This is a genomic window from Mesobacillus maritimus (assembly GCF_044803185.1).
In the GTDB taxonomy this organism is placed as follows: Bacteria; Bacillota; Bacilli; order Bacillales; family Cytobacillaceae; genus Mesobacillus_B; species Mesobacillus_B maritimus_B.
This window is the reverse complement of record NZ_CP085225.1, coordinates 1,709,733-1,722,519: the sequence shown is the minus strand read 5'-3', so window position 1 is coordinate 1,722,519 and position 12,787 is coordinate 1,709,733. Positions and strand designations below refer to the sequence as shown.

General features: G+C 40.4%; 9 protein-coding genes and 1 pseudogene. 2 read left to right on the top strand and 8 right to left on the bottom strand.

Features of this window, described 5'->3' with window-relative positions; translation table 11 throughout:
* Nucleotides 1-252: 252 nt before the first annotated feature.
* The gene (locus LG336_RS08180) at nt 253-1,185 is read left to right on the top strand and encodes a hypothetical protein (RefSeq protein ID WP_404332079.1); all 933 of its coding nucleotides are present in this window, start codon (nt 253-255) and stop codon (nt 1,183-1,185) included.
* Nucleotides 1,186-1,331: 146 nt separating this feature from the next.
* Here LG336_RS08180 and LG336_RS08175 read toward each other — a convergent pair.
* Nucleotides 1,332-1,934, bottom strand: a pseudogene (locus LG336_RS08175) (2-hydroxycarboxylate transporter family protein); the annotation flags it as partial.
* 722 nt (nt 1,935-2,656) lie between these two features.
* Here LG336_RS08175 and LG336_RS08170 point away from each other — a divergent pair.
* Nucleotides 2,657-5,239, top strand: coding sequence for an amidase (locus LG336_RS08170; RefSeq protein WP_404332078.1), 2,583 nt, complete (start codon nt 2,657-2,659; stop codon nt 5,237-5,239).
* 198 nt (nt 5,240-5,437) lie between these two features.
* Here LG336_RS08170 and solA (LG336_RS08165) read toward each other — a convergent pair whose 3' ends face one another.
* From solA (LG336_RS08165) to solA (LG336_RS08135), 7 genes are all read right to left on the bottom strand, one after another.
* The gene (gene solA, locus LG336_RS08165; protein ID WP_404332077.1) at nt 5,438-6,583 is read right to left on the bottom strand and encodes an N-methyl-L-tryptophan oxidase; all 1,146 of its coding nucleotides are present in this window, start codon (nt 6,581-6,583) and stop codon (nt 5,438-5,440) included.
* Between the two features lie 109 nt (nt 6,584-6,692).
* Nucleotides 6,693-7,340, bottom strand: coding sequence for a TetR/AcrR family transcriptional regulator (locus LG336_RS08160; RefSeq protein ID WP_404332076.1), 648 nt, complete (start codon nt 7,338-7,340; stop codon nt 6,693-6,695).
* Between the two features lie 124 nt (nt 7,341-7,464).
* On the bottom strand, nt 7,465-8,607 hold the full coding sequence (solA, locus tag LG336_RS08155) for an N-methyl-L-tryptophan oxidase (RefSeq protein WP_404332075.1): 1,143 nt from the start codon (nt 8,605-8,607) through the stop codon (nt 7,465-7,467).
* A gap of 26 nt (nt 8,608-8,633) precedes the next feature.
* Nucleotides 8,634-9,944 carry a TRAP transporter large permease gene (locus LG336_RS08150; protein ID WP_404332074.1) on the bottom strand — a complete coding sequence of 437 codons (1,311 nt, stop codon included), beginning with the start codon at nt 9,942-9,944 and terminating at the stop codon, nt 8,634-8,636.
* Between the two features lie 19 nt (nt 9,945-9,963).
* Nucleotides 9,964-10,461, bottom strand: coding sequence for a TRAP transporter small permease (locus tag LG336_RS08145; RefSeq protein WP_404332073.1), 498 nt, complete (start codon nt 10,459-10,461; stop codon nt 9,964-9,966).
* A gap of 20 nt (nt 10,462-10,481) precedes the next feature.
* Nucleotides 10,482-11,507 (bottom strand): TRAP transporter substrate-binding protein DctP, encoded by a 1,026-nt coding sequence (dctP, locus tag LG336_RS08140; protein WP_404332072.1) that lies wholly within the window; start codon nt 11,505-11,507, stop codon nt 10,482-10,484.
* Between the two features lie 34 nt (nt 11,508-11,541).
* Entirely contained in the window at nt 11,542-12,690 is a 1,149-nt protein-coding gene (gene solA / locus LG336_RS08135; RefSeq protein ID WP_404332071.1) for an N-methyl-L-tryptophan oxidase, read from the bottom strand.
* Between the last annotated feature and the right edge of the window lie 97 nt (nt 12,691-12,787).

Below are 12,787 nucleotides of genomic sequence, written 5' to 3'. Positions count from 1 at the left end.
GGGTGAGATTGATGCAGAATTCCTTAGCTGTTTAATCGTATGAAACAGTTTTTCTGCATTAAAATCAGCTTTAAGATTTAACCACCCTTTTCACAATGGCTAATTTGCTAACAGGGTTCGGTATTGAATTAACATATTCGAAACCCGTCCCTTTTCTCGTTGATTTAAATCGTACAAACTCCATCCATGGAATTTTGTCATAGCATAAATACGAATTGGTTCGGTTTGATCTGGGGGAGGAGAATAAAAAGTATGTATAATTACCATAATCAGTATTTTCAGCGGTGTCCTTATTGCAATAGTAGCTTTGATAATCGGAACTACTATAACCAAAATGGATTTAACAGTCTATCCGTGAATCCTATCTATTGCCAGCAATTCCCACAATTTAATATGTATGATATACATCAAATAAGACAATTAACGGGGCAACACATTGGGTATCAAGCAGGCGAACAGTGGACATTAAGGCAAACAAACAAGGGTGATAGATTACGTCCGGGAGATAGGCTTTTTCCAGGAGAATATCTCATGTCGCCAAACGGAAGGTATAAATTTATAATGCAGGAAGACGGAAACCTGGTTCTTTATCGACTATCAGATAATCGAGCATTTTGGTCAAGCGGAACTTACGGGAGAAACGTCGATTCGGCAATACTCCAAGATGATGGAAATTTTGTCATTTATGGGGAAGGTAACGCGCTATTTAACACTGGAACAGATGGGAAAAGAGTAGCCTGGATGGTCGTACAGGATGATAGAAATGTGGTAATTTATGATCCTAATGGAAGAGCTCTTTGGCAAACAGATACCGATGTTGTAGATGACGCTACAACACCGACACCATTTGATGTGAACATTCCTGTTATTCCGGGGGTCGAAGAGGGAATCGTACTACGTGGTGAAATTCTGCCAGGAGGTACGGAATTGAAAATTCGGGCACTTGTATTCGGAAACGAAGTATTAAATACAACGATTCCTATGCCTGCTGGCCAACTCGTATTCCCAGGTGAATATACAATACCTATTTATGGAGTTCCAACAAGAGTAGTTTGGAAACTTATTATCGGTTCAGAACCAAGTCGAAGGGATTTATATTACCGTTTTGAAGTAAGATACCTGGGAAAAACCCTTAGAATACCAGGGCCAGGTAATAATGATGTGACTACAATCGCCAGATGGTAAAGTGGTTTTAGTAAAATAAAAGCAAAGACAAAACTGTGTTAATTCAAATGATGTGACAAGTCACTGTGTGACTTGTCACAACGTTTGACCGATATCCGGGCCATTAGCGTACTGGCCCATTTTAAGTTGAGTGCCTGTCACCCCCCGAATGCTAGTGATAATGGTAGAATTCCTTCACCCACTCCTCCGCCAATAATCGGAACAATGATATAGAAGAAAGTGTGCTTCATTTCATATCCAAAAAGTGCTCCAACTGATATACCAACAACAATCGATGCGATCGTTCCGAGAACAAGTGGAATAAACATTTTTGAAAAACCTTGAATCAAGACTCTGCGATTCATTCCCAGGATACTCCCAGCTACTAAAACAGAAATATACAAATAGAGAAAGTTAGACGTTTTCATTAATGTTGTCACCGCTTCCATCGAAGCCGGATTAAAGATGTTATAAAATACAAGAACAGATGGAACTAATAGAGCTAATATTGCAGGGCCGCCAATATCTTTTAGTATAGGAATCTTCATCCCCAGGTCCCCTAGTAAAATCCCAAGTACCATAATAACCGCAAATCCTCCAATCATGTCTGGAGGTAGTTGATTATAAACAGATGCACCATAAACAATTGCCGCTAATACTAAATATAGTGGTAACGGGATGACCCCTACCTTTAATTGTTTGAATTTTGTAAGAAACCCCTTTTTTTCCTCTTCATGTTGAAGCGTTTCCAATTTTCTTGCTGGTTCCATGAAAGTTTCCTCCTTTACTACTTCTGTTTCTACATAATAGTTGTAACGCTTTCAAAAAAATAGTTTTTGAAATTTATAATATTTGTTTTAACATTAAAAAAAGTAAGCAACATAAAGTTGTTTACTTTTTTTAATGAAACTCTTCCATTAGAGCAGGGTGCCAGAAACTGTTTACAATAACTAATATCGATTATTATGTCGCTTCTTTCATTTTTGTAACTCTCGTATATAAGGAATATCCTTCAACATTGCTTGTGCCATTTGTTCCTCACCTCCCTTCACTCTTTAGATAGAGAAAAGGGAGGACAGGGTAAAGGTTGTTTTATTTATCCAAATTTACCCTATTACTCCAGCCCCCCCCCAAAAAAACCTGAAGTCAATCCCCTCATTCCAGCACAATGGCCGCCCCTCTCTCTGTAACTCTCAGCAATCCGATATTGTAGACAGATAATAAAAGTAGCGAAAACCTTGTAAGATTTAGTTCCAAAAAGAAGGTTTCTAGTAATTCTTCTAGATATTATGAAAGTAGATTTACAGCTATATAGATACATAATCAACGTAATTACACAAGAAAGGATAAGGAGTGATGGGATATAAATTAGTAGTTTTCCTAAGGTTTTTGAAGGTGCCTTTTTGCACCGGTTTGTTAACTCTAGTACTCACCTAAGGATATCCATAGCATCGTTTTATATTGAACTGATTTTAAAGGAGGAAAAAAATAATTGGCCAAACGGTTACAACAATTTATTCAAAAAAGTAATAGCAAAAACTCACGAAGAAAGAAAATATTCCTTTCAGGAGTCGTTGTGCTAGGATCGTTGGTCGGCGGGATTATGCCACTTGGTTCTGTTTCAGCCCTCACCAATCTCCCTTCTGAAAATAACGCAACTTGGGAAATTCATGACGCTGCAGCTCCAGGACTAGACACGGGGAGCTTAAGAACGGTTAGTCAGTCCCCCATTCAAGGGTTTGGAAACATCTTTGTTCAAGTTTCAACAACCCCTGAACCCCTTTTTAACGGACAGATGATGCGCGGTTTTGGTCTAGAGTTTGATGGCGAGGATACGTTCGAAACCACTCAATCAGTTGATCTCGGTGGCGTACTTGTTACACGAGAAGTGAAGGTCGAAGAAGATGAAAACTTTACAAGATTCTTCGATACTTTTACAAACACCACAAAGAAACCAATTACACTTGATGTTTCGTTTGGTGGGGCGCTTGGATATGGTTCAGGAACAGAACAAGGGACGATTAAGGCTACCTCGGATGGAGACGATCTCATCACTCCGGAAGATGCGTGGACATTGATAGCAACTCCTGATCAAAGGGACCGACCAGTAGGTGTAATTTTAGGAACTCCGGCTCCATTCAAGGGAGCAATAACAGGAACTGGTAACCAAGAACGGAATCCATTCGAAACCCCAATGGCTACTGCAGGACATGAAGCGAATTTCCATGGATATATAAATTCTTTAACTATCGAACCTGGTGAGACAGAGTCTCTTGCACGGTTTGTTTTTGTCGGTGATACTGGTACGGAATCGATCTCTTCTACAGTTGAAAAACTTGAAGACTTCAACACCAATCCAGATTTCTCTGATTTGTCTAAAGAAGAGATTTGTACACTAGAAAACTGGGATGTTGAAAATCTACTAGGCTTTAAATCAAGTGATTGTGCAAGTGTGGCGAGTTTGCATATTCCAGCTCCTGCAAAATCGGTGGAACCCTATACAACTTCAAGCTATGACGTAACAAATAAAACCATTGCCGAATTGCAAGCAGATATGGAAGCTGGAATCACGACTTCAGAAGAGATTACACGAGCTTACCTTGACCGAATAGCGGTGTACGATAATGGACCTTTTGGGTTTAATGCATTTATTCATGTAGCCGACGATGCTATGAAGCAAGCTAAAGCTGCAGACAAAGCACGAAAAAAAGGGGCTAGTGGTGAACTTCTCGGCATCCCAATGGCCATAAAAGATCTTTTTGATACAAAGGACATGCCAACCACAAATGGAACACTTGCCCTTGAAAATTGGCAACCTAAAACCGATGCATTCCAGGTCCAAAAATTAAGAGAGGCCGGTGCTGTTCTGATTGGAAAGGCCAATATGTCTGAGTTTGCGAATTCAGGCGGATACAGCGAGAGTGGTTGGGGACAAGTTTGGAACGCGCTATTCCCTTCGAAAACATCGTTTGGTTCCAGTGGAGGTTCTGCAGTCGCTGTTGCAACGAGTATGGCAGCTGGAGGAATGGGAAGTCAAACAGGGGTATCCCTTTATGCTCCAACTGTGGGGGCTAGCTTAACCACGTTCCGAGGAACGGATGGAATGGCCAGCTCAACCGGTGTAATGCCTTTAACTTGGGGCCAAGACTATGCTGGGCCAATCGCCCGTACAGTAACCGATCTTGCGTATTTACTCAATGTAACAACCGGAACAGATCCACTTGATGAAACGACAAAGGATGCTGACAAATATCGTCCCGATGATTGGAGAGATTATTTGGATGAAAATTCACTAGAAGGAAAAAGAATCGGGTATATCTCTAGCTCGTTTGTTTCTAGCTATGCCGATGATGATACAGGAGAAGCCGTGAAAAGCCATTTTGCTGATATCGAGGCCGCCGGCGGAACGATGGTGGAAATGTCCAAACCACCTGGTGGTGGGAATTCTCCAGGAGGAAGCAAAAACGAAGAAGGCTGGGCACGCTACATTGAACTTCACGAAGATTTCCCGTATGCCGATGGAGATGAGCTGCTAGCTTCCCCACTTGTCTTGCCATACAATCAGCGTACACTTAGATATACGGATCGAATGACCGAAGAGCAAGTGGATGCTTGGTTCGCCTATCGTGCTAATTATAAAGAAATCATTGCTGAATGGATGGATGAATATGATGTTGATGCTGTCGTATACCCTGGATTCATCAGCGATATGTACAACAATGACAGTTCGATTAACCAATTGACAGCAGACAGGGCCACCGGTGTTTTAACTTCCAGTGTTGGTCTACCAACTGTGGTTTTACCAGTGGGAACGAATACCCACGGATACACTGTCTCCATGCAGCTGGTCGGACGCGCTTGGGATGATGCCAAAATTCTTGGAATGGGCTTCGCATTAGAGCAAAAAACGAAGGGACAGCAAGTTACAGAATTTGCACCTGCTCTGGAGTATAAGAAAGCCAACCGCCCTCCTCATTCCTATGAAAACAGTCGTCCTAAACATTCGTATGAAACTGGGCGTCCAGTTCATTCGTATAAAAATGGCATTCTTCCTGAAGATCAGTACAATGAATAGGAACACATAGGGACGGTTGGAGCTTACTTGTAACAAGCCACTGTGAGTTCTTACACTGATGGTAGTTAAAAGAAAAATAGTGCCAGGAACCTCCCATATTCTGCAAGGTTCCTGGCACCAAATATTCTAGCAATATAGTATAGAATTTTTTTCGAAAAAGCATAAATATTTTGATTTTCAACAATAACCGGTGCACTGTTATTTTTCGACATTTGCTTTAGAAAACCGATCCATTGAAAATCGATTCAAATCATACTCCGTTTTCCCCTCTGTGATGAGTTGACAAAGGATTTCTCCTACAACACTACTAAACTTAAATCCATGCCCTGAAAATCCACATGCTAGGATGACATTCTGATGCTGCGGATGATGATCGATAATAAAATCGCCATCTGGAGTGTTTGTATAGGTACATGTCTTTCCTACTTTATGTTCTAAGTCCGCTGAAAAGTACGTAGCTGCAAACCTTGCTACATCTCCTTTATCTTCTGGATAGTCTCCGAAATCTTTCAAACTATCATCTAAGGTTAACGGCTGACCTCCATCATGGCGCCCAATTTTGACTCCAGCTCCATCGATACTTGGGAAACCGTAAAATAATTCGTTTTCAAGTTCAAAGGCAAAAGCCGGAAAATAATTGGAATGATATAGACCTTCTTCCGATTCAAACCAAGAGTATGTTTTTCTCACCAATTGCAATGGTAGTTCCATCTCTAAGGAAGGCAGAATCTTGGGCGTTCCTTTCCCAGCCGTGACAATTAATGAATCAGCTGAATAAGAACCCTTTTCGGTCTCAACATAGACGATATCATCTTCTGGCGTTACGAATTGTACCTTCGTACTTACCTTTAGATTCGCACCATTTTCAATAGCTAAATCTCGGTAAACCTCAATGCTAGCATCAGTAAATAAGACGCCTGAGTTTTTCTCGTAACACCCCATCAGCTCCTTAGGTACAGAAAAACCTTCCCATCTATGATTGATTTCAGATGAGCTTAGTTTTTCAACAGGCAACGAATGATTCTCAGCACTCTTCAAGATATTGTGGATAAAATCAGATTCACTTGCCCCTACAGTTAAGACACCCGTTTGTAAAAACATTTTTTTGTCCGTTAATTTTTGCAACTCATCCCATAACTCTTGAGCCCTTAAGGACAATGCGGCATAATGTTCCCCTTCCCCGTATGCGTGACGAATAATTCTTGTTTCACCATGGTGAGACCCTTCCGTATGCGGAGGATGATGTGAATCGAGTAATAAAACCTTTTTTCCGCTTTTAGATAAATAATAGCCAGCCGCCATTCCCATGGAACCGGCACCAATGATGATGACATCATAATGCATAAGCTCACTCCCTCAAAATATCTGTCTTCTTTTAGAGGTTTCCTCAGCCTAAAATTGTCTCAAGACACTACCACCTGGCAAACGCTCTCCTTTTTAGAAACTGCTAAGTTTATTTAAAAAAAGCCTTTAAAGAATCCAGGATAAAAGCGATTTTCATTTCAGTAGTCAGTTCGATTTCATCTTCGATTGTCATAAACGACCGAAATCGTTTTTCGTGGTAATCAGATAACATCGAGTAGAGAAAAAGGATAAATTGATTATCAATTAAAAATCCTAAAGCTCTTTCATCAACTTCCTCAATTACTTCGCCTCTGTTTTTTGCTTCACTCACCATATCATAGATATACTTCCCCGATTCCTTAAACCGTTCTGAGAACCGCTCTGAAAACTTTTCCATGTGGGGTGCCCCCAAATTTGCATAAACAGTAAGGTAGGATGGAAATTTTTCGCAAATATCAGCGATTTCTTTTAAATATTCTTCTATTGTATGTAAGATCGAACTTTCAATTTTCGTATGCTTTTCATACAAGTATTCCACCATGATTTGTTGACACCGATCCAAAACAGCCATAAACAGCTCTTCCTTATTTAAAAAGTATTTATACAACGCACCATTGGAGATATTCGCTCTCTCGCAAATTTCCTTAATTCCTGAACCATAGTACCCTTTACTTGCAAAAGCCTCTGCTGCTGCGTCTAGAATTTTTATTTGCTTTTCCCTAGGTAATTTTTCAAACGTGTTTAACAGTGTAGTCATCTCCTATAGCAATTTATCCCTTTGACGGTTTTTATTTTCGTGCCAAAGGGATAATTTTCCTGCTTATTCATTTAGTTAATGATTTATTTTTCTGATAGAGTAAACCCAATTCATATAAAAATTCTTAAATCTTTGCACTGGTAAATCGATTCGGGTTCAAATGCTGAATATGATGTTGTGTACGTCCATTGATAACCAGGTCCGCAGCGATTTTCCCCATAACAGGTGCCATTTTAAAACCATGGCCCGAAAATCCTCCTAAGACAACTACATTTTCATGTTCAGGAGCAAAGCCGACAACGGGATGATGGTCGGTCGTAAACCCATCCATATAGGCAGACACCCGAATCGGTTCTGGGATTATGTCTGGAAGGTACTTGGCAACCCCGTCTATCAGGCTTTTAAGATCCTCAACTCTTACATTCCGGTCTACGTTGTCCGGGTCCTGTATCAACCCGTCTCCATGTCCTGTGACAGGAGCAAGTTTCACCATATTTCCATCCAATGTCGGGACACCGAAAAGGTTAATTTCATCATTTAATCTTACGAAGATTGGAAAACGTTCAGGAGTAAACAGATTAATATCTTTCGCTGCAAACCAGGCCAATAGCAATCTGTTAACCTCAAAGTTCTCTTTATAGTTGGGTAATACATAATCCAGCCACGGCCCGGCGGTAATGACAACTTTCTCAAATAAATACGTTTGATTGTTGGCTACGACCGTAACCCCACCTGCATGGGTACTTACCGACTCTACCCTCGAATATCTGTAAATCTTACTCCCTAGCTCCTCTGCTTTTCTAGCTGCAGCAAGTACGGACAGCTCAGGCTTTATAAAACCCGCTTGTTTATCGAGAACCATCAACTCTCCTGAGCGCAAAGGGTGCTGTGGATATCGTTTACGAGCCGATTCTCCTTCTAAAACTTCGTGGTCAAGCTTAAATTCTTTTATGCATTGAAGGATATTTCTCATCGAAGGGTTGGTTTCATTGCCAATCATTAAACCGCCATTCAAAGTCAATAAATGACTGCCTGAATCCTTTTCCAATTCTACCCACTGATTCTTTGCTTCTTGCAGAAGAGGAACATATTCGGAACCCTCTAGGTAAGCTGTCCTAAAGGCTCGCGATTCCCCACCAGCAGCAGATCGATCATGTCCGATACCGAATTGTTCAAAACCGACAACCGAAACTCCTCTCCGTGCTAATTGCCACATCGCCATGCTCCCCATTGTACCTACGCCAATGACAGCTACTTCTGCATCCATTTAATAACCCCCTTTTCCTAGATTCTTTATTTACCTAAAATCAATTGAGGCAAGAATAGGGAAACTTCGGGTACGTAAGTGGTGATAATTAAAGTTGGAAGCCATGCAAATAATAAAATGATAAAAGTAGGTTTCAACATTTCATTGATTGGCGCCTTCGCTAAGTTCCCTCCAAAATACAATAATGGAGCAGTTGGTGGTGTTACATTGCCCATCCCAAGGTTGACGGCCAGTATGGCAGCAAAGTGGATAGGATCAATCCCCATATTCATGACAACTGGCAGCAAGATTGGGGTAACCAACAAGACCCCACTGATATCATCCATCAGCATCCCAATAATCAACATGAAGACATTGATCATGATTAGTAAGATTAAAGGATTCTCAGATACCGAAAATAAAAGGTCGGTCATGATTCCAGGTACATCTTCCATCACATACATCCTGCTTAAAATGGTAATGGCATACAGCATGACCATGATGACACCGGTTGTCGTTGCCGCTTTAATTAATACTTCTTTAATATTCGAAACACTTAACCCTTTATAGACCCAGAATCCAACTGGAATGGCGTATAAAGCAGCAACTGCAGCTGCTTCCGTCACGGTCATGATCCCTCCATAAATTCCACCCAAGACAATGATAGGCATAATCAATCCAGGAATCGCAACATAGGTTTTGATTCCAAAGCGCTTTGTTTTTTGGACAAGTGTCATATTGACGGAAGCATCGGACATTTTAAGCGGCTTGTTTCTCATATAAAAAAGATTAATAATACTAAGTAAAATAATCATGATAATTCCAGGGATGACGGTAGAGAGGAAACTAGCCAATACAGATTGATTTCCTATCCATGCATATAAAATCATGATGCCGCTCGGTGGAATCAATAACCCCAGAATCGAAGAGTTAGAGATGAGCGCAGCAACATACCCCCGTGGATACCCTTGTTCATCAAGCCGTTTAAACATTATCGAACCAATTGTACTCAGGGCTGCTAAGGCACTGCCGGAGACTGCTCCAAAAATGGCACATGAGACGACGGCTACGACCCCAAGTCCTCCTTTGATTCTTCCGACAAATTGTTCCGTCCATTCAATGATGACTTTCCCTATACCGCCTTTTTCCATTAAACTTCCTGCAATAATAAACAACGGAATCGCTAATAAGACAGGTGCATTCAATTCTCCAAAACCATAAGGCACTAGAAAACTAGGATCATAGTCTAAGGAGAAAATGAGATACACGGTTGATGCCAAAAAAGTAAAGACAACAGGAACACCGATTAGTAATAAAACGATCAATATAGTTAAAGCAATCAATAAATTTATGGCCATACAATTCTCCTCATTTTCATTAAGTTTTGTAGCGATAGAGGTTAACAATACCCTTCACTAAATCAACGAAAGTATATAGTGTCATTAATCCAAATCCTACGAGGATGGAGCTCTGAGGAATATACATTGGATACTTCCACACATTCGAATGGGCTCCGCTGTTTATGCTCCAGATGATATACTCTATACTCCAAAAGGCAAAAATTGAAATGAGTGAGCAATTAATGAGTGAGATGATTACTTTCAGCCATAACCTTTTTTTCTCACCTTTTAGATACACACTTAAAATATCTGCAGTAATATGCTCTTTTTTATATGTTCCATAAGCAGCCCCTATAAAGTACATCCAAAAGGCAGGAATGATGATTAACTCTTCCAAACCGTGTAAACCGGTTTGGAAGACATATCGTAAAACAACGGTAACTCCAAGTCCTAGTAAGATTAAGGAGCTTGAGAGAATCATGATTCCCCTCTGGATTACTAGGAGGGAACTCCAAATAGTATGGACGATATTCATACGCTTCCCCCCTTCATCGATTATTCATCTAACGCTGATAACAATTCCTCTAATAAGTCCTTCCCAATCGTCTCTTCAGCAACTGACCAAGAGTTTTCACGTGAATATTCAGCAAGTGTCTGTAATTCTTCATCCGTGAACTCAATGACTTCAATTCCTTCTTCCTTAAGCTTTGCCCTGTACTCCACTTCAAGTTGTTCAGCAGTCTCAAAGCTATAGGCTGTCATTTCATCCGCTAATGTTTGGAATAATTCACGGTCTTCTTCTGTAAAACTATTCCACAGGTCTTTATTGATATACAAGTTGTGTGCCTCAAAGAAGTTATTATATTGATAGTAATAATTAATAACATCCCTAAATTGCATATAGTTCACTTGTGGGTGTCCGCCAACCCACCCCTCTACCGTTCCTGCTTGAAGGGCTGTGTACAGGTCTGCATATGGCAGTGGCACGGTATTAAATCCTAGATCCTCCGCGTTTTTAATAAACGTATCCATTCCAGGAACACGAAGCAATACCCCTTTATTAGTGCTGAAGTTCAATGGATCCTTTACTTCATTTTTTGATCCTAGACCTCCAAAGCCTTGAGCATAAAATCCTAGTAATTGAATATTCTGTTCGTTATCAATTTCTTGTAGTGTTTTCCCAACAAAAGAGTCCAATTTAAATTGTTCTTCCGCTTGGGCATAATCTTTGAAAAGGTAGGGTAAGAGAACCATTTCCTGACGGCTATCTAGATGAGATGGGTTAGACATTAACCCCATATCTAAAGTTCCTTTACTGATTTCCTCATACATTAAGGTATAATCCCCTAATTGACTTGCTGGAAAAACCTTGATTTTGATTCGGCCATCGGTTTGCTCTTCCACATCTTTTGCTATTTTTTTCATCGCAATCGTTGTAGGGTGATCTTCGGGCATAATGCCTCCAAACTTCAATTCATATGTCTTTTCTCCGCCTTCCCCAGAGGCTTGGTCATTATTTCCACATGCCCCTAAAAACAAGGCCATTATTAGCAGTGAAATGAATAATAATCCTTTTTTCATCCATATCCCTCAATTCTGATAAATTTTTACTTTACTAATTTGATAAAATCTGAGATTGACTAAAACGATTTGGATTAAAGTGGTCAATCGAAAAGTCTGTTTTTCCATCCACTAAAAGGTCTGCCGCAATTTTCCCCATCACTGGAGCAAGCTTGAATCCGTGACCAGAATAGCCTCCCATGATGTACGTTCTATTTAAATTGGGAACTGCTCCAACCACAGGATGTTCGTCTGTTGTATACCCATCCATGTGGACACTAATTCTTACAGGGTCTGGTTTCAATTCGGTAAAATACTTAGCTACCGCTCCATTAATCCCTTTTAGTTCCGAAAGGGAAATATCACGGTGCAGAAGACTTGGATCTTCTATATCTCCAAATGTATCAATACTTCCAATCTTCACCATACTCCCTTCTAAGGTAGGGACACCAAAGATACTAATACCTTCACAGATTCTTCCGAATACCGGGAATTTTTCAGGTTTATAATTTTCTAATTGATGGGTTGGGTACCATGTCATTACAATTTTTCTTGGGGTTAAATGATTCTTAAGTTGAGGATAAAACTTGGTGGTCCACGGACCTGCCGTGATAATAACTTGGTCAAAGTCATAGACTTGACCATTTGCTGTTACTTGAACTTTGTCATCTAATTCCCGTATATTATCGACCTCTGTATGACGGTGTATGGTTGCACCTAGTGCTTCGGCCCGTTCCGCTGCAGAAAAAACGGCCAACTCCGGTCGAATAGCTCCAGCTTCCTTATCAAGAACGATGATTTCATTGTCAAAAAACTTGTGCTGTGGGTAGCGGTGGGTGGCTTGAGTACTATCTAAAATCTCATGACCAATATCAAAGTCGATTACACTTTTGACAACGTTCTTCATTTTATAAGAATCCTCTGGTCCAATCATGAGCCCACCATTAAGATTCAGTAAGTCCTGCCCTGTTTCGGACTCTAACTGCTTATATAATTCACGCGACTTTTTAAGCAATGGGACGTAATCGGCACCTTCCATATAAGCCGTTCTGAACATCCTTGATTCTCCGCCAACCGCTGAACGATCATGTGCAATTCCAAATTGTTCAAACCCAACTACTTCAATCCCTCTTTTTGCCAATTGCCATAATGTCATACTCCCAACCGATCCAACTCCTATTACCGCAACTCTTTGTTTCCCCATATTGACCTCCTGTTAATTATTTTTATAGTGTTTCTTAAAAGAGAGTGACTGTTCACTCTTTTATTATATGAAGTAACTAATATAAATACAATGTAAA

Excerpts from the sequence above, each read along its gene's own strand:
- dctP (WP_404332072.1), bottom strand. The coding sequence starts at position 11,507 with ATGAAAAAAGGATTATTATTCATTTCACTGCTAATAATGGCCTTGTTT.
- solA (WP_404332077.1), bottom strand. The coding sequence starts at position 6,583 with ATGCATTATGATGTCATCATCATTGGTGCCGGTTCCATGGGAATGGCG.
- LG336_RS08160 (WP_404332076.1), bottom strand. The coding sequence starts at position 7,340 with ATGACTACACTGTTAAACACGTTTGAAAAATTACCTAGGGAAAAGCAA.
- solA (WP_404332071.1), bottom strand. The coding sequence starts at position 12,690 with ATGGGGAAACAAAGAGTTGCGGTAATAGGAGTTGGATCGGTTGGGAGT.
- LG336_RS08150 (WP_404332074.1), bottom strand. The coding sequence starts at position 9,944 with ATGGCCATAAATTTATTGATTGCTTTAACTATATTGATCGTTTTATTA.
- solA (WP_404332075.1), bottom strand. The coding sequence starts at position 8,607 with ATGGATGCAGAAGTAGCTGTCATTGGCGTAGGTACAATGGGGAGCATG.
- LG336_RS08145 (WP_404332073.1), bottom strand. The coding sequence starts at position 10,461 with ATGAATATCGTCCATACTATTTGGAGTTCCCTCCTAGTAATCCAGAGG.
- LG336_RS08180 (WP_404332079.1), top strand. The coding sequence starts at position 253 with ATGTATAATTACCATAATCAGTATTTTCAGCGGTGTCCTTATTGCAAT.